Origin of the sequence: Zhaonella formicivorans (assembly GCF_004353525.1) — a bacterium.
Taxonomy (GTDB): Bacteria; Bacillota; DUOV01; order DUOV01; family Zhaonellaceae; genus Zhaonella; species Zhaonella formicivorans.
In genome coordinates, this window is the sequence record NZ_CP085524.1 from 2,330,777 (window position 1) to 2,353,988 (window position 23,212).

21 protein-coding genes are annotated in these 23,212 nt (G+C 47.0%); 2 read left to right on the plus strand and 19 right to left on the minus strand.

The window, feature by feature from the left end:
- Positions 1-159: 159 nt before the first annotated feature.
- The 5 genes from EYS13_RS11375 to rho form a co-directional block, all read right to left on the minus strand.
- Complete coding sequence (locus EYS13_RS11375; RefSeq protein WP_227762577.1) at positions 160-1,032, minus strand: DUF1385 domain-containing protein; 873 nt, start codon at positions 1,030-1,032, stop codon at positions 160-162.
- Between the two features lie 145 nt (positions 1,033-1,177).
- The gene (rpmE, locus tag EYS13_RS11380) at positions 1,178-1,378 is read right to left on the minus strand and encodes a 50S ribosomal protein L31 (RefSeq protein WP_227762583.1); all 201 of its coding nucleotides are present in this window, start codon (positions 1,376-1,378) and stop codon (positions 1,178-1,180) included.
- Positions 1,379-1,540: 162 nt separating this feature from the next.
- On the minus strand, positions 1,541-2,812 hold the full coding sequence (locus EYS13_RS11385; RefSeq protein WP_227762589.1) for a radical SAM family protein: 1,272 nt from the start codon (positions 2,810-2,812) through the stop codon (positions 1,541-1,543).
- A 430-nt stretch (positions 2,813-3,242) separates the two neighbouring features.
- The gene (locus EYS13_RS11390; protein ID WP_227762591.1) at positions 3,243-3,995 is read right to left on the minus strand and encodes a peptidoglycan DD-metalloendopeptidase family protein; all 753 of its coding nucleotides are present in this window, start codon (positions 3,993-3,995) and stop codon (positions 3,243-3,245) included.
- Between the two features lie 162 nt (positions 3,996-4,157).
- Complete coding sequence (gene rho, locus EYS13_RS11395; RefSeq protein ID WP_227762597.1) at positions 4,158-5,417, minus strand: transcription termination factor Rho; 1,260 nt, start codon at positions 5,415-5,417, stop codon at positions 4,158-4,160.
- 362 nt (positions 5,418-5,779) lie between these two features.
- Here rho and EYS13_RS11400 point away from each other — a divergent pair, with 362 nt between their 5' ends.
- Positions 5,780-7,552, plus strand: coding sequence for an IS1634 family transposase (locus tag EYS13_RS11400; RefSeq protein WP_227762599.1), 1,773 nt, complete (start codon positions 5,780-5,782; stop codon positions 7,550-7,552).
- Between the two features lie 161 nt (positions 7,553-7,713).
- Here the strand turns inward: EYS13_RS11400 and glpX are convergent, their stop codons facing one another.
- On the minus strand, positions 7,714-8,688 hold the full coding sequence (glpX, locus tag EYS13_RS11405; protein ID WP_227762601.1) for a class II fructose-bisphosphatase: 975 nt from the start codon (positions 8,686-8,688) through the stop codon (positions 7,714-7,716).
- Positions 8,689-8,903: 215 nt separating this feature from the next.
- Positions 8,904-9,551 carry a fructose-6-phosphate aldolase gene (fsa, locus tag EYS13_RS11410; RefSeq protein ID WP_227762603.1) on the minus strand — a complete coding sequence of 216 codons (648 nt, stop codon included), beginning with the start codon at positions 9,549-9,551 and terminating at the stop codon, positions 8,904-8,906.
- A 241-nt stretch (positions 9,552-9,792) separates the two neighbouring features.
- On the opposite strand from fsa, the gene EYS13_RS11415 reads away from it, so the two are divergent.
- Positions 9,793-11,115 carry an IS1380 family transposase gene (locus EYS13_RS11415; RefSeq protein ID WP_227762605.1) on the plus strand — a complete coding sequence of 441 codons (1,323 nt, stop codon included), beginning with the start codon at positions 9,793-9,795 and terminating at the stop codon, positions 11,113-11,115.
- A 488-nt stretch (positions 11,116-11,603) separates the two neighbouring features.
- Here the strand turns inward: EYS13_RS11415 and EYS13_RS11420 are convergent, their stop codons facing one another.
- The 12 genes from EYS13_RS11420 to EYS13_RS11475 form a co-directional block, all read right to left on the minus strand.
- Complete coding sequence (locus EYS13_RS11420; RefSeq protein ID WP_227762606.1) at positions 11,604-11,750, minus strand: DUF1540 domain-containing protein; 147 nt, start codon at positions 11,748-11,750, stop codon at positions 11,604-11,606.
- Positions 11,751-11,805: 55 nt separating this feature from the next.
- Complete coding sequence (locus EYS13_RS11425) at positions 11,806-11,973, minus strand: DUF1540 domain-containing protein (RefSeq protein WP_227762609.1); 168 nt, start codon at positions 11,971-11,973, stop codon at positions 11,806-11,808.
- Positions 11,974-12,175: 202 nt separating this feature from the next.
- A complete protein-coding gene (locus tag EYS13_RS11430; RefSeq protein WP_227762611.1) occupies positions 12,176-13,030 on the minus strand; it encodes a class II fructose-1,6-bisphosphate aldolase in 855 nt (284 codons plus the stop codon).
- Positions 13,031-13,268: 238 nt separating this feature from the next.
- Positions 13,269-13,955: a hypothetical protein gene (locus tag EYS13_RS11435; protein WP_227762612.1), complete on the minus strand. Its 687-nt coding sequence runs from the start codon at positions 13,953-13,955 to the stop codon at positions 13,269-13,271.
- Between the two features lie 69 nt (positions 13,956-14,024).
- The gene (locus EYS13_RS11440) at positions 14,025-14,429 is read right to left on the minus strand and encodes a response regulator (protein ID WP_227762614.1); all 405 of its coding nucleotides are present in this window, start codon (positions 14,427-14,429) and stop codon (positions 14,025-14,027) included.
- Positions 14,430-14,628: 199 nt separating this feature from the next.
- The gene (locus tag EYS13_RS11445; RefSeq protein ID WP_227762616.1) at positions 14,629-15,315 is read right to left on the minus strand and encodes a Yip1 family protein; all 687 of its coding nucleotides are present in this window, start codon (positions 15,313-15,315) and stop codon (positions 14,629-14,631) included.
- A 356-nt stretch (positions 15,316-15,671) separates the two neighbouring features.
- Entirely contained in the window at positions 15,672-16,568 is an 897-nt protein-coding gene (sppA, locus tag EYS13_RS11450) for a signal peptide peptidase SppA (RefSeq protein WP_227762623.1), read from the minus strand.
- 126 nt (positions 16,569-16,694) lie between these two features.
- A complete protein-coding gene (gene alr, locus EYS13_RS11455) occupies positions 16,695-17,885 on the minus strand; it encodes an alanine racemase (RefSeq protein WP_227762624.1) in 1,191 nt (396 codons plus the stop codon).
- Positions 17,886-17,899: 14 nt separating this feature from the next.
- On the minus strand, positions 17,900-18,982 hold the full coding sequence (locus tag EYS13_RS11460; protein WP_227762627.1) for a lipid II:glycine glycyltransferase FemX: 1,083 nt from the start codon (positions 18,980-18,982) through the stop codon (positions 17,900-17,902).
- A gap of 195 nt (positions 18,983-19,177) precedes the next feature.
- Positions 19,178-20,779: a CTP synthase gene (pyrG, locus tag EYS13_RS11465; RefSeq protein WP_227762629.1), complete on the minus strand. Its 1,602-nt coding sequence runs from the start codon at positions 20,777-20,779 to the stop codon at positions 19,178-19,180.
- 72 nt (positions 20,780-20,851) lie between these two features.
- Positions 20,852-22,534 (minus strand): arginine--tRNA ligase, encoded by a 1,683-nt coding sequence (gene argS / locus EYS13_RS11470; protein WP_227762631.1) that lies wholly within the window; start codon positions 22,532-22,534, stop codon positions 20,852-20,854.
- Between the two features lie 187 nt (positions 22,535-22,721).
- Positions 22,722-23,147: a YwiB family protein gene (locus tag EYS13_RS11475; RefSeq protein WP_227762636.1), complete on the minus strand. Its 426-nt coding sequence runs from the start codon at positions 23,145-23,147 to the stop codon at positions 22,722-22,724.
- Positions 23,148-23,212 lie beyond the last annotated feature (65 nt).

Below are 23,212 nucleotides of genomic sequence, written 5' to 3' on the forward strand. Positions count from 1 at the left end.
GCTTGTGCCAAGCGTGAGCGCCGGCAGAAGTCTAGTCGCCCTTATGCGGTCGCTACATAAGGCTAGCATAGAGCCTGAGCAGGGCAGCGCTCTTGGCGAAGCCATCCCGGAGCAGCGAACACAAGGGGTAACATTTTCAGGGTAGTGACTGCCAGGGATTCAACAAGTTGAATCCCTGGCCAGGACAGCTTCCAGGGCACAGATGGCCACTTCCAACTGGCTGTCATCGGGCTCCCGGGTAGTCAGCTTTTGCAGCCAGAGGCCCGGAGCAATAATTGCTTTCACCCAACTGCGGCAGGCATATTTGCCCGACCACTTGATAAACTCGTACCCCAGCCCTGCCACCACAGGCAGCAGCAGCAGCCTGGAGGCTATTCTGGACAAGATATCCGGGGTATGCAGGAAAGAAAATAAAAAGATAGTCAAAACCAGCACAAACAGCATGAAACTGGTCCCGCAGCGGGGATGTAAAGTAGTGTATTTCCTCGCATTGTCAACAGTCAATTTCTCCCCTGCTTCATAGGCATGAATGACTTTGTGTTCAGCGCCGTGGTATTGAAAAACCCGCTGCACATCACTCATCCGGCCAATGGCCAGCACATAACCGAGAAAAATGGCAATACGTAAAACCCCTTCTAATATATTTTGCCAAAATGTATTCACGTATGCCTTAAGGAAAAAAGCTGCTGCCGCGGGGATAATTACGAATAAGAGAACGGCTAATCCCACAGCCAGGAAGACTGTAAAAGCAATCTCCCTGCCAGATAAAGTTTCTTCTTCTTCGTCAAAAGCCATGTTAGCGCTGTAGGTCAGCACTTTTACGCCTATTACCATGGCCTCAAACAGGGCGAGCACCCCCCTGAGGAGAGGCCATTTCAAAAAAGGATATTTTTGCGCCAAAGAGTTGATTGGCTTGGTATCGATGACGATATCTCCGGCTTGTTTACGCACCGCCACCGCCATTTCTTTCGGGCCGCGCATCATCACGCCTTCGATTACCGCTTGCCCACCGTATTGAAAAGGCTCCGGCATCTCTATCCCCCCTTCGGGCCTTGGGCCCAGCTTGCAGCCATCAGCTTTCAGCTTTCAGCTATAAAAAGATAATTTAAGCTGAAGGCTGACGGCTGATTGCTGACAGCTAATATAGAAAGAGCGAAGCTTATGGCTCCGCTTTCTCTTACATTCCGTATCTCTTTTTGAAACGCTCGACCCGTCCACCTTTTTCCACTATGCGGGACTTTGTTCCGGTGAAGAAAGGATGGCAAGCAGAACAAATTTCTACTTTAATATCTTTTTTAGTGGAAGCAGTCTCGATTACATTGCCACAAGCACAGGTAATAGTTGTTTTTTCAAATTTAGGGTGAATACCCTCTCTCATTGGTGTCACCTCTTTTCAACCTAAGATTAAGTAATTATATGATTTGGTGTAATATTGCTACCATAATGCAACAGGTTAAATTATACCATACAATCTTTGCTTTTGGCAACAACTTTCAGCCGTCAGCCGTCAGCTAGCTGAAGGCTGATGGCTGCAAGCTGATTAACGACGTTTTCTTGGGGCCGGTTTAGAGTAATTGCCAATCCGGACGCCGGGCAGTTCGGAGGCTAAGATTTCCAAAAAAGCGGGAAGGCCCAGCACCTCGCCTTTAGGCCCGGGGATGGCCTCTAAAAAACAGTCGGGATCAATATTAAGGTTTCTGATCTGGATGAGCTTTACTCCCGTGTCCTCAGCCAGCCCGATGACAGCTTCAACTTCTTCTTCCCTGTCTGTTACCCCGGGGAAGGCAAGCAGGTTGAGGGAAGTGTACACGCCCTTGTCAGCCGCAAATTTCAGGGAATAACGCACATCATCGATGCTGTAATTCCGTGGACGGTAATAGGAGTTGTATATTTCAGGCGTCGGGCTGATGATGCTAACCCGCATCGCATCCAAGCCCGCTTCGACAAGTTGGATTATGCCTGACTTGAAACCGGCATTGGTATTGATATTGATGGTGCCTGCTGCCGTTTTGGCCCGGATACGGCGCACCGCCTCAGCAAGCAGCTTAGCCTGCAGGGCCGGTTCTCCTTCACAGCCCTGGCCGAAACTGATAATGGCCTCGTCATCTTGTAAATGGGCCAATCCGATTTCCACGATTTCCTCCGCGCTTGGCACAAACTCTATCCTGTTTTGCGGCGACGGACAGCATTCCGAAGGCTGCAGGGAAATACAGCCCAAGCACTGTGCATTACATGCCGGCGAACTGGGAATGCCCCCTTCCCAACGCCCGTAAAAGATGTTTTGGGCTGTAAAGCAGCCATACTCCAGGGAGCACTTGGCCAATTGCTTTAGTATCCTGTTGCCGGGGAAGGCGGCCAGCATAGAATCAACCCTGGCCTCCAGGTCTTCGGTATTGTAATGCCGGGGATTCCAGCGGTTATCCTCATCAGTTGGCAGCGCTGCAACATAAAACCGGCCTGCCTTGAAACCTACTGCCGTATAACCCAGGAGCGGCAGAGGACGGGCCTCCCGGGTGCGGGCAAAACCGGGAAGGAGTGTCCTGGTATAACCCTGCGGGAGCAGGGCCCCCACAGCCCAAGCCAGTTCCCCTTTACTGTAGGGGTTGGCTGACATGACTTCAAAGCGACCTGAAGCGGGATTTATTCCTACGGGAAAACGTCCCGGAATCATGGTAAGGGTTGCCCCTTCCGGCAAAGGGATAAGCTCTTCCTCCAAAGGCTCAACCCACTGATCACCCAGCCTCCCTGCCTGGACCAGACCCGGGTAATCGAACAATTCCCCTTTTTCGTTGGCAAAAACCAGACTGAACATATTTATGCACCACCCTTTTCTGACTAATGTATTATAGCATACAAATGAATTGCCAAGCCATGGCTTAGCAAAAGTTACTTAGCGGTGCGTCGTCAGTCTTTAGTTTGAGCTATCAGCTGTCAGCCATCAGCTATCAGCTATCAGCTATCAGCTATCAGCAAATTGTACTGTCTGTGTTTATAACCTGTCAACAAAAATAAAACGAACGTTTTTTTAAGTAAAACGCTCGCTTCAGTTTATAGACAAAGACGCATGTATTATTTCGCTCTGGACACGCTCACACGCTGTTAGCCTTTGGCAAAGCCGCCAAACTAGAGCGAAACAAGTCCCGCTCCATAATACATGCGGGCTAATAAGAATTTGTGACGCTCTGACCAAAAGCTATGTTAATGCTTTTGGCAAGGCTTGTGGCTGACAGCTGAAGGCTGACTTAGCGTTTTGTTAAGTAGCGTTTAGGGTTAACGGGTTGATCCTTGAGATGTATTTCCAAGTGCAGGTGGGGCCCGGTTGTCCTGCCGGTACTCCCCACTAAGCCAATGGTCTGGCCTGCTTTAACCCATTCTCCCGTTTTGACCAGGTTTTTGGAGTTATGGGCGTATACTGCTTTTATATCCCCGCCATGGTCGATAATTACCGTGTAGCCGTAAACAGAGTTTTTCCAACCGGAAAATATAACCCGGCCGGCATCGATGGCCTTAATAGAAGTGCCTTTTTTAGCCGCAATATCCAGGCCATGGTGAAATTCTTTTTTTCGCCAACCAAAGCCGGAAGTTATGGTCCCAAAGAGAGGCCAGTCCAGGGAAAAGAATCCACGGGAAGCCAGCTTAATTTCAGGTGAAGCAGTGGCAGGCGTAAATGCAGGACCTCGGGGAATAATGATGTCGCTTCCGGCTTGCAGCTGCTCGGGCCTTCTCAAGTTGTTGGCTGTCATGATGGCTTTAAGGTCAACATTATACAGCCGGGCAATACTCCACAGGGTATCCCCCTTTTTAACATGATACAATTGAATAGAGGGTTGGGGTTTTACCGCCTGCTCCAGGTTTTGGCCATAGGGTACCCGGATCTGCCATAAATCAAACACCTCCAGCCCTACAGCTTCCGCCGGCGGACCAAAACCGGCCAAGAGACTGGCACAGAGAATTAAGGTATAGAAAACTCTTGGCTTGCGCCACGAAAAATTCATTTCCTCACCTCGGTTTTCAGTTAGGGCACACGGAATTGTGGTGACCAGGCCAGCTGGAACAATTTTACAGCCGAGTCACTCAAAGCTTATTCTGACCAAAGCAGAGACAAGTTATGCATATAATGCAAAAAACCGGTTTAAAAAAACCGGTTTTTGGATTTTTTATCCAGGAAAAAGCTGGGGCAATGCCCGCAACAAATCCTTATTGGTTTTCGTCTTCTTCAAAGCATCGATGAGCATCTCAGTCACTTCCACGCTGCCCAGGGAATTGGTGACTTTGCGGAAATTCCACATCAGCTCCAATTCCTCTTTCGATAAAAGCAATTCCTCTCTGCGGGTACCCGAGCGCTTGACATCTATGGCAGGGAAAATCCGCCGTTCGGCCAGCTTGCGGTCCAAGATCAGTTCCATGTTGCCGGTACCTTTAAACTCCTCAAAGATGACGTCGTCCATCCTGCTGCCCGTTTCGATCAAAGCTGTAGCCAGGATGGTAAGGCTGCCGCCTTCTTCTATGTTTCTGGCCGCACCGAAAAATCTTTTGGGCTTATGTAAGGCAGCAGGATCAACGCCGCCGGACAGAGTCCTGCCGCTGGGAGGCACCACCAGGTTATGGGCCCTGGCCAGCCTGGTAATGCTGTCCATTAAGATTACCACATCTTTTTTATGTTCCACCAGTCGCTTTGCCCTTTCCAAAACCATATCAGCCACCTTGACATGGTTTTCCGGAGGCTCGTCAAAGGTCGAACTCACCACTTCCGCTTTAACCGAACGCTCAATATCTGTTACCTCTTCAGGGCGCTCATCGATGAGCAGAATGATCAATTCCACTTCCGGGAAATTTTCTGAAATGGCATTTGCTATTTTCACCATCAGCACAGTTTTACCTGCTTTGGGTGGGGCTACAATGAGACCCCTTTGTCCTTTGCCCAAGGGGCAAATCAGGTCTATTATTCTTGAGGAAATATCCCGGGCTTCGGTTTCCAAGGTGAGCCTGGTCTGGGGGTAAATAGGGGTTAATCCGTCGAAATGCAGGCGGCACGGTGAAAGTTCCGGATCCTGGCCATTGACTTGCTCTACCCTAAGCAAAGCAAAATAGCGTTCCATTTCCTTGGGTGGCCTAACCTGCCCTCCTACTCTGTCACCGGTGCGGAGGTCGAAACGCCGGATTTGAGACGGCGAAATATAAATATCGTCCTCGCTGGGAAGGTATTTAAAGGGCCGTAAGAACCCATAGCCGTCGGGCAGGATTTCCAGAACTCCTTCAGCGTACAAATGATCCTCTTGCTCAGTTTTAGATTTAACCTTTAAAATTTCAAAAATCAGTTCTTTTTTACGCAGCTTGGAATAACCGGTCATGCCCAACTCACGGGCCATCTGGTACAATTCCGCCAGCGTTTTACTTTCCAGTTCTGCTTCGTTCAAAATCAATCCTCCTCGGTAAATGTGTAGGTTAGGTCAGGTGGGGCATAGGTAGGAATTCAATGCAGAAGTACACATTGTAGTATACCACTGTTTGGTATTATTAGTCAATTGAATTGATTTTAAACCGATCAGAAAAAGCAATGGAAAGCCATTGCTTTAATCTGTACACATCTTTTTCCACTGGGGCTTTTTGTCAAAGCGGTGGATTGCTTCGATAAAGCGGATACCGTTGTTTTACAGCACCTAAATATCAAAATTAACTTTAATGCCCGAGAATTCGGGCGTTTTTTATGTCAATATTTATGCATAATTATGTTGTGTATTGTCGTGTATTGCAATATAATGGGATTAGAGGTGAATTTATGTATCTAAAGATAAGCATGAGTAATGGTAAACCCTATTTGTCTTTTGTCCAAGGTTACAGACAGAATGGAAAGGTAAAACAAAAAACTGTTGAGAAACTTGGCTATCTAGAAGATCTGGAAAAGAAATATTCTGATCCTATTGCTCATTTCAAGCAGGTCGCAAAGGAACGTTCTAAGAGTGAAACTTGTCAGAAAACATTAGAACTTAACCTGTCAGCCAAGCTGCCGGATCAAGCAGCATTGCGCAAAAATCTTGGTTATGTTGTGCCAAAGTCAGTGTACTCCCTACTTGGTCTTAGGGAATATTTTCAGAAAAAGCAAAGGCTTTTGAACGTGGATTACAACCTAAACAGTATATTCAGCCTGCTTATTTTTAATCGCTTTTTATTTCCTTCATCAAAAAAGAACGCCTTTGAAACCAAAAATTTCTTCTTTGAATCCTTTGACTTTTCATTGGCTGACATTTACCGCGCCCTGGATTACTTTGCCGCATATTCAAACGAAATCCAACGGCATCTTCATAGCCAGGTATGCGACCTTATAGGAAGAAATAACCAACTTGGATACTATGATGTCACCAATTACTACTTTGAGATCCCCTATGAGGATGAAGATGAATACGATGAAGACGGGAACATGATTAAAAAGGGGCAAAAAAAGCGTGGTCCATCCAAAGAGCACCGTAAAGATCCAATTATTCAGATGGGACTCCTCATGGATTCAAATGGAATCCCCATAGCCTTCAATACTTTTTCCGGTGGTGAAAGTGAAAAGCTCTCTCTCCTTCCAACAATTCGCCGTGTAAAGAAAGATTTTGCCTTGGAACGTATTATCGTTGTGGCAGACAGGGGACTCAACACTAGTGATAATACTGCATTTCTTTCTGGAAAGAACCATGATGACATGGCAGGGAATGACGGTTATGTTTATGGACAGAGTGTTCTCGGTGCTGACAAACAATTCAAAGAATGGGTATTAAATCAGGAAGATTACTTAATTGACACAGAAGAAGATAAGGATGGAAATACCGTCTCTTTTAAGCACAAATCCCGGATTTATGCAAAAAAAATCCAATTAAAGGGGACGGATGGTAAACGTGACCGAACAATGGAAATATATCAGAAACAGATGGTTTACTATTCCGAAAAATACGCCTTAAAACAGAAAAAAGATAGGGATAAGGCTATTGCCAAGGCAAAAGAGCTGATTGCCAATCCCGGCAAATATACAAGAGCTACCAGCATTGGAGCCGCCGGCTATGTAAACAATATCAAATTTTCAAAAGAAACAGGCGAAATACCTGACGGACTCATTCTTTCCCTGAACGAAGCAAAGATTAAGGAAGAAGAAAAATATGACGGATACTATTCCATTGTTACTAGTGAAAAACATTTATCTGATACAGAAATTCGGGATATTTACAAGGGGCTTTGGGAAATCGAGGAATCCTTCAAAATAATCAAGAGTGAATTCAAGGCAAGACCTGTGTATGTTAAAAAAGATGAACATGTAGAAGCACATTTTCTGGTATGTTTTGTAGCACTTGTAATCATGAGGGTTCTTGAACAGATGTTAGAGAAAAAATATACTGTGAAACAGATTCGTAATTCCTTAATTAGCTATTCCTGCTCCTATTTGGAACAAAATTATTATCTGTTTGATTATCGAGATGATGTAATAAAATCCATTGAGTCTGTCTTTGGTTTTGACTTAAGTAAAAAAATTATGTCTCAAGCCGAGATCAAAAAAATTTTGCAATACAAAAAATAAGCGTAAATACACTACAATTTTATGACAAAACACAAAACCCGCTAACCCATGAAAACACTGGGCTAACGGGTTTTTTTAATCATTTTTCCTGTAAAACTCAGGTTATTAGTCAATTGAATTGATTTTAAACCGATCAGAAAAAGCAATGGAAAGCCATTGCTTTAATCTGTACACATCTTTTTCCACTGGGGCTTTTTGTCAAAGCGGTGGATTGCTTCGATAAAGCGGATAGTACCTGTTTTACCGCGCATCACCACAGTATGGGTTATAGCCCCTGTGGCGTTGAAAAGCACACCCTTTAACAAGCTGCTGTCGGTAATGCCGGAAGCAGCAAAAATCACATCTTCACATTTAACCAGGTCATTCATGGTCAGGAGCTGATGCACATCTTTCAAACCCATCTTCTGGGCCCGGACAATTTCTTCCTCCGTTTCAGGCACAAGCCTCCCCTGCATTTCGCCCCCCATGCATTTTAAGGCAGCCGCAGCCAACACCCCTTCGGGAGCCCCCCCGATGCCCATCATGATGTCAACCCCCGAGTGATCAAAAGCGGTAGCTACTGCGGGAGCTACGTCGCCGTCGGAAATGAGTTTAATCCGTGCGCCTGCTTCCCGGACTTCCTGAATGATTTTATTATGCCGGGGGCGGTCCAGGATTACTACTGTCAAATCGGAAACGCTTTTACCTAAAGCGCTGGAAACCGATTTTAAATTCTCTTTTACCGGAGCGTCCAGATTAATGCTGCCGGCAGCTTTAGGCCCCACTGCGATTTTATCCATATACATATCAGGGGCATGCAAGAGACAACCTGTTTCAGCCACAGCCACTACAGCAATGGCCCCGGTCAATCCTTTGGCCACAATGTTGGTGCCTTCCAAGGGGTCCACGGCGATGTCAACTTTTAAACCCTTCCCCGTGCCTACTTTTTCCCCAATATAGAGCATGGGGGCTTCATCCATTTCCCCTTCGCCGATAACTACCGTTCCATCAACATCGATACTGTCAAAAACTGCCCGCATGGCAGTTACCGCTGCATCATCAGCGGCAATTTTGTCACCCCGTCCCAGCCAGCGGGCGGCTGCTAAGGCAGCTGCCTCGGTAACCCGGGCAATTTCCAGAGTCAAACCTCTCTCCATACACACTCCTCCTCTTCCGGTAAACAAAACTGTTATCTAAGGATTATGTTTAGAGCAAATTCCTATCGAGATAAAACAAATTAATTGCATGTCGCTTGGCACATAATTAGTATAGCATATTATTTCTCAATGTGTTATATTTTTTAGCTTGTCCCGGATTGGGAAAATAAAGAAATGGCCAGCCCAATGGGCTAGCCGCTTTTGCCAACCAACAATTATTTTTTCTCCAATTTAGCCCAGTCGGCTAAAAATCTTTCTATGCCCTGGTCTGTTAAGGGATGCTGGGCCATCTGTTTCAGCACTTTGAATGGCACGGTAGCTATATCTGCACCCAGCAAAGCCGACTGAGTGACATGGAGGGGGTGCCTGATGCTGGCTGAGATAATTTCTGTCCCGATGCCGTGCTGGGCAAAAATCTGCACGATCTCACTGATTAAACCAAGTCCATCATGGCCGACATCGTCGAGCCTGCCTACAAAAGGACTGACATAGGTAGCACCGGCCCGCGCCGCCATCAGCGCCTGGTTGGCTGAAAAAATCAGGGTTACGTTGGTGCGGATACCTTCGGCAGATAGAGTTTTAACTGCTTTCAGCCCTTCCAGTGTCATTGGAATTTTGATTATCACATTGGGATGGATTTTAGCCAACTCCCTGGCCTCGCTCACCATACCGGGAGCTTCCAGGGAAATTACTTCGGCGGAAATGGGCCCATCCACAATTTGGGCAATTTCCCGCACAACCTCCTTAAAGTCCCTGCCTTCTTTGGCGATCAGGGAAGGGTTGGTTGTCACCCCGCTGATTATCCCCCAACTGTTAGCTTCTTTTATTTCTTCAATATTGGCTGTATCAATAAAAAGTCGCATACCAATCCCCCTCAAAATAGATGCTCTACTGGATTATATATTCTCTTAAATACTGAAATACCCTTTATCCTGAAATATTCATATAAAAAATCTGTTGAGCTTTAAAACCTTAGTGCAATAAGAATTAATAAGCCTTTAGCATATCACCCATTAAGTGAAATGAAAGCATGGAAAAAGAGCCCAAACTTTGGTATTGTAATGGTGTTGGCAAACCAACCTTTACCAAAGGAGGACTCTTCTTATGAAAAGTGTACAGGAATATAGCATGAACTTCAACTCCCGAATAAAAGTTAATTTCAATGGTGGCGACCTAACTTCAGATGCAGGGTTGTTATTGTATAAGGAATTTGATTATAAACTCGGCCTTTCAGAAACTGTTGAAAAAATGCTGGTAGTTGATGACCCTGTTATGCACCGAGATCATCCTAATAGTGATGTGGTTATCCAAAAGCTTTATCAGCATCTTGCTGGTTATCACGCTGATGATCATGCGGATGACTTAAGCGAAGAACCCCTACTCACCGCTATACTGGGAAAAAAGCGCTTGGCCTCGCAGCCAACAATCTCCCGGTTCAATGAAAAAGCGAATATTGCAACTGCAAAATCATTGGAACATATTAATGAAATCTTACAAAAGCGAGTATATATGCTTAAACCCCAAGACCAGTTTGTTATGGATCTTGATTCTTCCGGCTTTACTGCTTACGGTAATCAATATGGAGCAAACTTCAATTCTCATTATCAAGAGTGGGGGTTTCACCCTCTATTTTGTTTTGATGGACTAACAGGTGATTGCCTTAAAGCCGAGCTTCGTGCTGGCAACGTATATACTTCTCGTCAGGTGGTGCGATTTGTCGGTCCACTCCTTAAAAGGTATGAGGCTTGGGTTAGCAATCCTTTAATTGTTTTGCGCGCAGATAGTGGTTTTGCCGTTCCAGAACTCTTTAAACTAGTAGAAACCAAGGGTCATAAATATGTAATTCGCTTAAAAGCCAATGCTCGTCTTCAATCTGTTGCACAGTCCATGGCGGACCAAGTATTAAACCCTGAAAGACTGCATGAAAGGCAAGTCCACTACCGGGAATTTCTGTATCAAGCTACTAGTTGGGATCGTGCCCGCCGCGTTGTTGTCAAAATGGAACGGCCTGCTGGACAATTGTTCTTTGAATTCACGTTTATCGTGACAAACATGGAACTACAACCGCGTAATATCGTTCGTTTTTACTGTCAACGTGGACATATGGAAAACTTTATTAAGGAAGCCAAAAATGGATTCGCTTGTCACAAACTTAGCAGCACTAACTTTGAATCCAATGCAGTAAAACTGCAGTTATCCATGTTGGCATACAACTTTAACAACTGGTTTCGTAGGTTGTGCTTGCCTGAACCAATGAAACCAAACCGAATGGAGACACTGCGGTTGAAATTAATCAAAATTGCAGGGAAACTGGTACGTTCCGCTCGCTACTGGACCTGGAAGTTATGCAGCTCTTATATATACCAAAATTCATTTATACAAACCTTGCAAAATATAAGCAGTTTGCCTTGTTTAGTAAATGAATAAATTACTAAAAAAACTAGTTTTTAAGCCATAATTAAGGAACAAGGGGCAGCTATAGCTTCAAATCATCCAGTTTTATGCATCTCTTACATCGTATACCATATCAATGCCTTGTGCGTGTTTTTTACAACAGGTTACAGGGCCAACATGAGAAAGCAAGATATATCTTAACACCATTTTGTTACAAAATTTCCATGGCCTATTATGGCTATGAATATTTCAGATTTATGTTTTGTAAAAATATCCTGTAAAGCTTTTGCTGACGGCTAAAGAAAAAGTCAGATCCCTATTGGGATTCTGACTCAGCTTGTAGACAAAGCCAGCATGTATTATTTCGCTCTGGACAAGCTCCTACGCCGTTACCGGCAGCATAGCTGCCGACGGCTGGGGAAACCAGTCCCGCTCCATAATACACGCTGGCTGATAATAGTTTGTTTACAAGCCTAAGTCGGATCCCGATTGGGATTCTGACTTTAGTTCACCTGCAACAGTTACCTTTTTCTGAAGGTTTCACAGGCTGTTCCGTCGGAAGTATCCACCACCATGTCGCCGCTGGAGCGGACTTCAATAGCATCGGCATGACACTCCGAATTGCTCTGATATACGCATTCCTCGACGGTGCACTTGATTCTGTTCACTTAATTTACCTCCCTGCATGGATTTTTTTAAGTCGGCGGCGCTAGCCCGCCGAAACTACATCTCGGGTTTACGCTCCTTGAAGGTGTTGCACATAGTGTGGTCCGAACGGTGCGGAGTTTTTTCCGCATCCTCGCTGGCTACCTCGATAGCACCGGCAGTACAAATATTCCCTTTCCAAAAAGTGCAGCTGTCAACATAGCAACGGACTTCTATTTTTGTCACCTCCCGACCCAATAGCTCTCAGCTATCAGCCTTCAGCCGTCAGCTATAAAACAATACATTATGGCCCTTTTCAACATTTGCTTTCTTTAACTTAAGCGCAAAAAAAAATGTAGCAGTTTTAACATGCTACAGTTTAAGCCCTCTTATACATTAAATTTTTCTCTATTTAAGCTGACAGCTGATAGCTGATGGCTAATCGCTGTCACGCTTTACCCGCACTGCCGAAAAGCCTGATTTTTTCACGAATTACTGCGCTCATGGCTTTTTTGGCGGGCCCCAGGATTTTACGCGGATCAATTTCTTTGGGGTTGGCGGTAATTATTTCTTTGACCCCGGCTACAAATGCTTCCCTTAAGTTGGTGTCGATGTTCACCTTTCTGACGCCTAGCTCTATGGCACGGCGAATAGCATCATCGGGCACCCCGGATGAACCATGGAGCACAATGGGAACCTTAACCAGTTCCTTGATCTTCCGCAAACGTTCAAAGTCCAGCTTGGGCGTCCCCTTGTACTGACCGTGGGCAGTTCCGATAGCAACCGCCAAAGAATCAACACCGGTAGCTTCCACAAATGTTTTTGCTTCCCCGGGATCGGTCATATTTGCTTCCCATTCATCTACCGTGATATCATCTTCAGTCCCGCCGATTTTGCCCAGTTCAGCTTCCACCGATACTCCTACCGCCCGGGCTACATCCAGCACCTTGTTGGTTAAAGCGATGTTCTCCTCCAGCGACAGCTTGGAACCATCAATCATTACCGAAGTAAAACCGTACCGTATACACTGCATTACCTGTTCAAAGCTGGTCCCGTGGTCCAGGTGGAGCGCTACAGGCACTGAAGCATGTTCAGCCGCAACTCTGGTCAAGGCGGTAATGTACTCCAACCCCGCATACTTAATCGCACCCTGGCTGGCCTGAACAATTACAGGGGCTTTTTCCGCTTCTGCCGCATCCACAATAGCCTGGATAATCTCCATATTGTTGCAGTTAAAAGCACCTACCGCATAACCGCCGGCCTCCGCTTTTTCAAGCAATTCTTTCACCGGTACTAAAGGCATCCATATCCCCTCCGTATTCCTTAATGGCAGTTGTCAATTGTTGGTTATTTTTTGCCGGAGCCTTAAATTTTAGGACGTGTGTGCAATGTTATATGTGATTACAGTATTATATTTAATTTAGTATGCAGAGTAAACAATAAAATATGCCCCTGGTCACTGTTGAAAAGCGTTTTTGACAGCCCCTGGGACATGTAGATCCTTAACTAAAAACTAACAACTAACAACTGCTTGCATACTACTATTTTTTATTGCTCATGTTGCTATTCTTAGATTTTTTGCGGCGGCGGGTCTTATTCAACCGGGTAAAATCAAAACCGGATTCAGCAAGTTGGATAGCAGTGGAATTCATGATGTACTCCAGATCTTCCTCTGTTCGAGCCATAATCCGGGCGCTGGAGCGGCAGTAGTCACACCTCAGCTCCAGGTGGTCGGGGAAAATCTCAATTTCAATGTTCTGATTGCCACAGTTGCAGTTTAAATTGCCGTTCTCAGCTATTTGGTACAGCCTGTCTAAGACATCATACATTATATCCGGGCTGTCAAAATAATCTGCAAACCCCAGTTCTTCCGCCATTTCCGCCAAGGAACGGTCCTGTTTTTGCACGCATTGCCGCACTTTATTTTTAGGGCCGATATAACCAATTTCCAGCCCGGTATCCTCACAATCAATTTCCAAGACTTCATCGGACCAGATCTGCTTGCGGGTAAAGTAAAACAGATGTTTTGTTTCACACATTGCGCAATCAACATGAAGCCAAAATTTTTTTCTGTCCTTGGTGCCTATACTAAGCAACGGTCTGCCACAAGTACACTGGATCTTGCAAGAACTAGACCCCGCGAATTCAAACAGCGACAGGGCGTGAAATTCCAACTGTCCGCAAATTGGACAGCGTATGGCTACTACGCTCGTTGTTGGAATACACATGTTAACACCCCCTTCTTCCAATCACTTATTCGTCGCTTCTTGCGAAAATCCTGCAAAAAAAAATCCCTCCTACCCAGGGATTTTTAGGCATGCGCTTTCAATTTCTTTCGCAGACATGAGCCCGGCCACCATCATGCGCATCTCATTGATATCAAAAGGTTTAGGAAGAAAATTTACCACGCCCAGTTTCTTAGCCTGGTTAACCATATCCAGTTCACCGTAAGCAGTCATTAAGACTATTGTTGATTTGAGATTTAACCTTTTCATTTCTTGAATAACTTCAAGTCCGCTCATACCTGGCATTTTCATGTCCAAGAGAACTATTGCAGGTTCCATTTTTTGCATTGCCGCCAGTGCTTCTAAACCGCTGGCAGCAAGATGGACCTCATAATTATCCTCTTTTAAGGTTTCCGCGATCAGGCGGCGAACTCCAGCCTGGTCATCAACAATTAAAATCTTTACATTATCCTTCATAGCCCATTTTCTCCTAATGAAACTATTCCCTCCGGCTTTTTCTTCCGGGGACCAATTGCCAGGCGTTAAGGGAACCTTAAGCCAAGGCCGGGACATTCCGAATAGCCAAAACTAGTTTTTCGCTTTACTTGCTAAAAATTCCTGCTATTTACTATACTTTTCAAATCAATTTTTATGATTAATTTTCAGACAAAATTTCTCAAAAATTGGGCAAATAACTTTGTACCAAAGGTACTAGGATAGAAAAAAACAAAATAAAGATGCTAAACAGCGAAATCAGCAGAAACGCCAAAGGAATGATATAAACCGCCGCCGCCTTGCCGTAGCTTATCCCATAATTTTCCTTAAGGGCAATTATTTGCAAGACCGCTATCCAGACGAAAATTGCAAAACCCAGCAGGTTGAGCGGTACGCCGCTGGATTTCAGAGCATTGCCCAGAAAGCTTAAAACCGAGCTAACCAGCACCGGCAGCGAGCTAAAACCAAAACCCGCCAATATGCCTTGCACGGACCCCTGACTTCCGAATAAACCGGCCAAAGCATGATAAATGCTGATTAAACCAAACCAGAAAGCGAAGATGAGAGGTAAGCCAAAGAGCCAGCCCATGCTCAAAAGTCCATTGAGTATCTGGGCCTCTTGGGGGCTTATGCCTAAATTGGGCAAGTAGGCTCGCCCCACGGCAAAGTTCATTAAACTGTCAAAAAGGTAGGTCCCAAGAAAAAGCACAAGGCCCCAGGCCACTTTGCGCTGGGCGCATACATAGCGCAGTGTTTTCACCGGCGTAAAGAAGACTCCGTAAACCAGCTCCAGGAAGGAAAGCGCTTTCGGTTGTTCATTTACTGCTTCCTCCATACATTGTTCTTCTTTAAAAGACCCGTTTTCCATGATACACCTCCTATTAGCTATCAGCCAACAGCGATCAGCTATCAGCTGTTAGCCATTACACAGTTATGCATTATCGACAGACATTTATGCTTTTTCAGCACCAGCAGTTCTATGAAAATGATGTAAACGTTTATGTCCGTAGAAGCGACCTTTGTCTGAATCATTAGAGCACCCTGCGATGGCAAAGGACTGAAAGCGGACGAGCAGCATGGACGCTGCGAGAGCGCTGGAGCGGTAGGACGCCGCGTCAGCGCGTGCCGCTGAAAGTCCGAGGCGAGCAGTTGGTGCTCTTGATTCAGACAGCAGGAGCGACAGGACATAGACGATACAATTATTTAAGAATAGCTGATAGCTGCTTAACGAACAGTTAGCGCCTTGTCACTGGCATAGTTAAATAATTCAAGCTTTGAGCCGAGGCCGCCAAGGAACAGTTCCCAAGGGGACCGGGCATCGTACCTGACTATTTGGGGCTCCCCTTTGATACCTGCCATTTGGGCTGTTATTTTGATGGCATCGTAATAGTTGCCCAGTTCATCCACCAACCCCAGTTCTTTGGCCTGGGCACCCGTGTAAACCCTGCCGTCTGCCAATTCTTTTACCCGCTCTACCGATAATTTGCGCCCTTTGGCCACAACCTCCACAAACTGGTTATAGATATCATCAACCATTGCTTGGAGTATCTGGCGCTCCTCCGGGGTCAACTCCCTGGCACTGGAGCCCATGTCTTTGTGAGGGCCGCTTTTGACCACTCTTATATCTATGCCGATTTTCCGGTATAATTCCTCCAGGTTTTGCAACTCCATGATTACGCCGATGCTGCCGGTCATGGTGGCAGGGTTGGCTACGATTTTATCAGCCAAGGCAGCAATCCAGTAGCCCCCGGATGCGGCCATGTCACCCATAGAAGCTACTACTATTTTACCTGCCTGCTTCAGCTTTTCCACTTCCATCCCTATCTCCTGGGCTGCCGGAGAACTGCCACCAGGCGTGTTAAGGCGAAGGAGCACCGCCTGCACACTATCGTCTTCCCGCGCTTGTTTCAGCTGTTCCATAATGGCAAAGGAACCTGCCCCGCCTCCGAAAATATCCCCTCCGGAGTCACCGGTTATTTCACCTTCGATAAAAATCACCGCAATCTTGCCGCCCCCGCCCTGGGACACCCCATTAGCCTTTGGCCTGTAGACAAGGGCCGCAGCCAAGATTCCCAAAAACACCAACAAAATTAAACCGCCAACTACCGTTTTCTTGCTCATGGTACTCCCTCACCCCGCCTGTTAATAAATTTTGATTTTGAATTATTTTTAATTTTGAATTTTGGGTTTTGAATTTTGAGTTTTGAGGCTTGTAATTCTTAATTCAAAATTCTTAATTCAAAATTCTTAACCGGTTTGCCCCGGAGCGGAAAGCTCCCACTCCCCGCTGGTCATCCTGGCGAGATATGGCCGGCCTGCTTTAAAATAGACCCTGGGCAAACGGGGATTGGTTGATAAACGCCTGATATTCACTTGAACTTCATCCCCGATTTTTACCTTTTCGTCCGCTTGCACCATGGAAAGCTGCATTCCCAGACGGCCCACCAGGGGATACATTTTACCATTAATTGTTACGTTCACAGTCCCGGACCTGCCCAGATACTCCAAAATCAATTTGGCCATCATTTTGAACAGGTCCGGCAAACCTTTTGGTCTGATGGCAGGCATCACCGTCAACCCATCGGCCCACCCCAAAGGTATTACAGCAATGGTAGTTAATCTTTCGGCAACGTAGTCCCGGCCGTAACCGACGCTTGTCCCCGCTGCAATTTCTTTCAGGTGGATAACCCTGGCTTTTATCTGCCAGGGATCTTTTAAGTCAAGCCTGTTTTTGGCCAGCGCCGGATGTTGTCCGTAAAGCACCGTGCCCACCCTGACCATGTTCAAGTGCATCTCAGGCAAATCCAAGGTAGCTGCGCTGTTGCAGACGTGCCGGAAAGGGATCTCCAGCCCCAGTTCGGCAGCTTTTTGCAGCACGCGCCCAAATCTGGCAAACTGTTCCTTGGTAAAGGAATCGCCTTGGCAGGCCCGGGCAAAATGGGTGAAAATACCTTCAAGGTAAATTTCGGGGTAAGACGCCGCCTTTTCCAGAAAAGGCCCTGCCTCCTCGGGCAGAATACCGGTCCTGCCCATGCCCGTTTCTATTTTCAGGTGGACAGGAACCCTCCCCTTGCCTTGAACCAAACCGGCCAGAGCTTCTACCTGCCCCAGGCTGCTGACGGCGGGAGTCAAATTGTATTTTATAATCAAGCCGGCCTCGCCGGGCAGGAAGGGACTCATCACCAGAATAGGCAGCTCAATGCCGAATTCCCGTAATTCCACCCCTTCATCCACAGTTGTTACGCCCAGCATGGAAGCGCCCGCCTCGGCCAGGACTCTGGCCGTTTCAACAGCCCCCAAGCCGTAAGCATCAGCTTTAACCACTGCCAGGATATGTACATCGGGGCCCACCAGTTCTTTCACCCGAGCAAAATTATGCCTGATGGCATCGGTATCTATTTCAACCCAGCGGTTGCCGACAATGTCACGCCAGGACATATTTTCACCTCTTCTTATCTACGGAGTTTCTTCTTAATATCGATGAGTGTCCTGATCCCTTTATAATAAATGGGCTCTGCAAAATTCCACAAGCCATACATGAGCGGGTCGAAAACCAGGTCATACTCGCCGATAAATTCGGTGTATTCTCCGTTAAAACCCTTTTTAAAGCGGTATAGGCCGTACAAAGGGTTGTCCTCGCTCAAATGGCCCGGCACCCCGCGGAAATCATACAAGGTGCAGTTATTTTCCTTGGCCCAGGTAATCATGGTCCACTGGAGCAGGTAATTGGGCATCACGTTGCGGTACTTGTTGCTGGAAGCTCCATAGAGGTACCAGACTTTATCACCGAAAATCAGCGCCAACGTCCCGGCGATGACTTTTCCTTCATATTCGGCCAAAAAAATCCTGGCCAACCCGTTTTCCACCAGGTGGTCCCAAATGGTAGAAAAGTAGTCATAGGATCGGATTAGGAACTTGTCCCGTTCCGCCGTTTCAATCAGCACCTGGTAGAACACCTTTAAATCATCTTTATTTGTCGCCACCCTGATGGTTACGCCTTTTTTCTGGGCCAGGCGGATGTTGTAACGGGTTTTCTGGTGCAGGTTGGCAAAAAGTTCATCCAGCGAAGGGGTAATATCCAGCCGGAAAACAAATCGGGGCTGGGTCCCTTCAAATCCCTCTCCCGCTTTGGCCGGTCTAAAGCCCGCCCTTTTAAAATACCGGAGAAATTCCTCATTTTGCACCGGAATATCCGGATCTATTTTCAACATGATGGCGCCGTGCTCTTTTGCAAGCTTCTGGGTTTCCCCCCACAGGAAATCCATCAATTCGTAGTTGGTAGGGTCTGCCACCGGCCCCCGGGGGGCATAAAAAATGGTCCTGTTAATACCGGGGATGCGCCGCTTCAGAATGGACAGCGCTGCTACAATTTTCTCCCCGTCTTCAACTACTAAGCGCAGGGGTTCCCAGCCGGTCAACCCTTTGATTTCCCCCCACTCATAGGATTGCAAAATATGGCCTTTCGGGGCCCAGGCCACAAATTCGTTGAATCTATTCCGTTCATCTTCTCCGATTAGACGCGCGGTCCAACTCATTCTCTTACCTCCTGTGCAAGCTATCAGCCGTTAGCCTTCAGCCATCAGCTAATGGCAATGTCTTAGTATTCCTCTTTAGATTATATAGTATTTAGGATTATTACACTCAATAAATATACGTGATTAAAAGCTAACGGCTGCCGGCTGGTGGCTGATGACCTATAGTTAAAAAGACTTTGGCGTTACCAAAGTCTTTTATAGCTTGTTGTTCAGGGCTGCGCCCACAAAATCCCTGAACAACGGATGGGGCCTGTTGGGTCTTGACTTAAATTCAGGATGGAACTGAGAAGCCACAAACCAAGGGTGGTCAGCCAACTCAATGACTTCCACCAGACGGTCATCGGGTGATGTGCCGCTCACGACCAAACCTCTGGCTAAGAGCTCCGGACGGTAAGCATTGTTAAATTCATACCGATGCCTGTGGCGCTCGTAAATAATCTCGTCCTCGTAGGCTTTGTATGTTAAAGAGGAAGATGCCACCTTGCAGGGGTAAATTCCCAGCCGCATAGTCCCGCCTTTATCCTCAATCTCCTTTTGCTCCGGCAGCAGGTCAATAACCGGATAAGGAGTATCGGGGTCAAATTCGGAGCTGTTAGCACCAGGAAAACCGCAGACATGGCGGGCAAATTCCACCACGGCTAACTGCATTCCCAGGCAAATGCCAAGGTAAGGTATTTTGTTCTCCCTGGCATAGCGAATAGCTTTAATCTTGCCTTCCACTCCCCGGTCGCCAAATCCGCCGGGTACTAAAATGCCGTCAGCACCTGCCAGGAAGTCCTCGGGCTTTCCCGTATCCAGATCGGCAGCGTGAATCCAGGAAATTTCTATTTTGGCATCATGAAAAATCCCCGCATGGCGCAGAGCCTCAGCCACACTGAGGTAAGCGTCCTGCAGCTCCACATATTTTCCCACCAGAGCTATTTTGACCTGCTTAGTGGGGTTCTTGATCCGCTCCACCATTTCTCTCCAGTCATCCAGCTTGGCAGGACCGCATTTGAGGTTAAGCCTTTCAATGACAATGTCATCTAAGCCTTCTTTTTCCAACATTAAAGGAACTTCGTAAATTGAACCGGCATCTATAGCCTGAATTACAGCCTCTTTGTCAATGTCGCAAAAGAGGGCAATCTTCTCTTCCATCTCCTTGGATAAAGGTTGGGAGGAACGGCAGACAATAACATCAGGTTGGATTCCCAAGCCCCGCAGCTCTTTCACGCTGTGCTGCGTGGGCTTTGTTTTAGCTTCTCCGGCAGCGGACAGATAGGGCACAAGGGTAACATGGATATACATCACATTATCCCGTCCCACATCGCTTTTGAGCTGACGAATGGCTTCGAGAAAAGGCAGCGACTCAATATCGCCAACAGTACCTCCAATTTCTGTAATAACCACATCAGGGTTTGATTCCCGGACCACCCTGTAAATGCGCTCTTTGATTTCGTTAGTGATATGGGGAATAACCTGGACGGTCCCCCCCAGGTAATCGCCCCGGCGCTCCTTGCTGATTACCGACCAGTAGATCTTGCCGGTGGTTACATTGCTGTTTTTGGACAGGCTGATGTCGATAAACCGTTCGTAATGACCCAGGTCCAAGTCGGTTTCCGCCCCGTCATCGGTCACAAAAACCTCGCCGTGCTGGTAGGGGCTCATGGTGCCGGGGTCGACGTTGATATATGGATCAAATTTTTGAATAGCAATTTTCAAACCGCGGCTTTTTAGCAGCCGGCCCAGCGAGGCGGCAGTAATCCCTTTGCCTAAGGATGACGTTACCCCGCCGGTCACAAAAATAAATTTTGCCATGGTTAACCTCCTGTCCCCGAAAATACCTCCACTATTCTATCCCTTATCCTAGTATGTGTCAATAAGGCGGGTTTACATCCTTTCGGGGGCTGAAACACCGATTAAATTGAGCAAATTGTTTAATGTAATCCGGGTCGCTTCAACCAGCTGGAGCCTTGCTGCCGAAAGCTCCGGTTCAATGTTTAATACCCGGCAATTGGTATAGAAGCTGTGGAACAAACCGGCCAGTTCATGGGCGTACCTGGTCAGGCGATGGGGTTCCAAAGCCACAGCCGCACCGGCTATCAAACCGGGAAAATCGGCGATTTTGCGCAGCAGTTCCAATTCGCTTGGGTCCTGCAGCAACTCCGGATTTGCTTCTCCCAAAGCCGGAACCGTCACACCGGCCTCTTTGGCCTGACGCAAAATACTGCAGATCCTGGCATGGGCATACTGCACATAAAATACCGGGTTTTCCGCAGATTGGGATTTGGCCAGATCCAGGTCAAAATCCAAGTGGCTGTCGGCGCTGCGCATTACAAAGAAATACCGGGCCGCATCCCGGCCTACCTCTTCCATGAGCTCGCTCAAGGTAACGTACTGTCCGGTCCGCTTGGACATGCGCACCAGCTCGCCGCCTGAAAACAGCCGCACAAGCTGCATGAGCACTACATCCAGCCGGTCAGGGTTATAACCCAGGGCCTTGACCGCCCCCTTCATCCGGGCCACGTGACCATGATGATCTGCTCCCCACAGGTTGATCACCCACTCAAAACCCCGTTCAAATTTATTTAAATGATAGGCGATATCGGCGGCAAAATAGGTGGGTACGCCGTTGGCCCTGACCACCACTTCATCTTTTTCATCGCCGAACTCAGTAGTTTTAAACCACAGGGCCCCGTCTTTTTCGTAGATATACCCTTTGCTCCGCAGTTCCTCGATGACCCTGGCCACAGCGCCGGAATCATGCAGGCTTTTTTCACTGAACCAGACATCGTAATTAACTCCGAACTCCGCCAGCACATTTCTAATGTGACTCAGCTTTTCATGAAGGGCATACTGAACCAGCACCCCCCGGCGTTCCTGGGGGTCGCTTTCCAGATACTTTTCTCCGTGCTCTTTAATAAACCCCTGCACGGTAGCAATCAGATCTTCCCCGTGGTAACCCTCTTCGGGGAAAGGGACATCCTGCCCCAAGGCCTGCAAATACCTGGCTTCCAGTGATAAGCCGAAGTTTTCGATCTGGTTGCCGGCATCATTGATGTAGTATTCCCGGGTTACGTCGAACCCTGCTGCCGAAAGCAAGCTGGCAATGGTGTCTCCCAAAGCGGCACCCCGGGCGTTGCCCATATGTAAAAGACCTGTGGGGTTGGCGCTGACAAACTCCACCTGTACTTTTTTGCCCTGGCCCACGTTGGACGTGCCGTAGGCTTGTCCCTCTTCCAGGACCTGAGGTATAACCTTGTAGAGCCACCTGCTGTCAAGCCTGAAGTTGATAAAACCGGGACCGGCTATTGCGATGTCTTTGACCCAGGTGCCTTGTTTATTAAAATATTTGACGATGCTATCCGCGATTTGCCGCGGGGCTTTTTTGGCCTCCCTGGTCAAAAGCATGGCCAGGTTGGTGGCAAAATCGCCGTGGTTTTTTTCCCGGGGCACTTCCAGCACAAAATCAGGCAGGGCACCAAAGGAAAGTTCACCCGCCTCTTTGGCAGCCTCGGCGGCTTGGGCCAATGCCTCTTTGATTCGATTTTCTATGCTCTGCACAATATCCACAACAGTCGACCTCACTCTTTATTGGCTTACAGCCAATAGCCATCAGCCTTCAGCTGTTAGCTATTGCTGTATTCCTTATTAGAATCTTATTATGTAATTATTTCCGGACTAGCCCTGCATCTGGTAACTCCAAACCTGAGCTTGAATCAAAGCTGATTGCTGATAGCGGCTAGCTGAAGGCTAATAGTCATTTCTGCTCCACAGTTATCTGCAGTTCATTATAGCTCGCCTTTTCGTCTGCTATCTGCAACTCATACTCTAGGTTAATACTTCCACCATTATCTGTCAAGTCAACCTCCACCCTGGAAGGAATGACACCAACTTGCATTGTGCCGTAAGGGGTTACAAAAAGGCTGCTGTTCAAAACCCCTTTCTCGAAAACCTGTTTTTGCTCGGAGCTGCCCATCCTGTTCAAAATCACTTTTTTCGGACCGGCCTTGATGGTGGTCGTAGTTCCTTCCATGCCGGAGAGTTCGGTTTCTGAGTAAATTATATAGTAGAAATCATCTTTTTTGTAGAATTGCCCGGGGGTAATCAGTTCAATTCGTTCTGTCTCCCCATATTCGTCGGTGTGGGAAGCCGAGATTTTGATCATTACTTCCTTTTTAATCATCGCCCTCTTACCTCCTCGGCATGAATCTCTCTTTATTCGGCAGATTCTTCTCGCTTTCGCCTACC

Coding starts and splice junctions, on each gene's coding strand:
- EYS13_RS11390 (WP_227762591.1), bottom strand. CDS start 3,995: ATGAATTTTTCGTGGCGCAAGCCAAGAGTTTTCTATACCTTAATTCTC.
- rpmE (WP_227762583.1), bottom strand. CDS start 1,378: ATGAGAGAGGGTATTCACCCTAAATTTGAAAAAACAACTATTACCTGT.
- sppA (WP_227762623.1), bottom strand. CDS start 16,568: ATGAGCAAGAAAACGGTAGTTGGCGGTTTAATTTTGTTGGTGTTTTTG.
- alr (WP_227762624.1), bottom strand. CDS start 17,885: ATGTCCTGGCGTGACATTGTCGGCAACCGCTGGGTTGAAATAGATACC.
- EYS13_RS11445 (WP_227762616.1), bottom strand. CDS start 15,315: ATGGAAAACGGGTCTTTTAAAGAAGAACAATGTATGGAGGAAGCAGTA.
- EYS13_RS11475 (WP_227762636.1), bottom strand. CDS start 23,147: ATGATTAAAAAGGAAGTAATGATCAAAATCTCGGCTTCCCACACCGAC.
- EYS13_RS11435 (WP_227762612.1), bottom strand. CDS start 13,955: ATGTGTATTCCAACAACGAGCGTAGTAGCCATACGCTGTCCAATTTGC.
- fsa (WP_227762603.1), bottom strand. CDS start 9,551: ATGCGACTTTTTATTGATACAGCCAATATTGAAGAAATAAAAGAAGCT.
- EYS13_RS11400 (WP_227762599.1), top strand. CDS start 5,780: ATGTATCTAAAGATAAGCATGAGTAATGGTAAACCCTATTTGTCTTTT.
- EYS13_RS11440 (WP_227762614.1), bottom strand. CDS start 14,429: ATGAAGGATAATGTAAAGATTTTAATTGTTGATGACCAGGCTGGAGTT.
- EYS13_RS11430 (WP_227762611.1), bottom strand. CDS start 13,030: ATGCCTTTAGTACCGGTGAAAGAATTGCTTGAAAAAGCGGAGGCCGGC.
- EYS13_RS11385 (WP_227762589.1), bottom strand. CDS start 2,812: ATGTTCAGTCTGGTTTTTGCCAACGAAAAAGGGGAATTGTTCGATTAC.
- glpX (WP_227762601.1), bottom strand. CDS start 8,688: ATGGAGAGAGGTTTGACTCTGGAAATTGCCCGGGTTACCGAGGCAGCT.
- EYS13_RS11460 (WP_227762627.1), bottom strand. CDS start 18,982: ATGAGTTGGACCGCGCGTCTAATCGGAGAAGATGAACGGAATAGATTC.
- EYS13_RS11375 (WP_227762577.1), bottom strand. CDS start 1,032: ATGCCGGAGCCTTTTCAATACGGTGGGCAAGCGGTAATCGAAGGCGTG.
- pyrG (WP_227762629.1), bottom strand. CDS start 20,779: ATGGCAAAATTTATTTTTGTGACCGGCGGGGTAACGTCATCCTTAGGC.
- EYS13_RS11415 (WP_227762605.1), top strand. CDS start 9,793: ATGAAAAGTGTACAGGAATATAGCATGAACTTCAACTCCCGAATAAAA.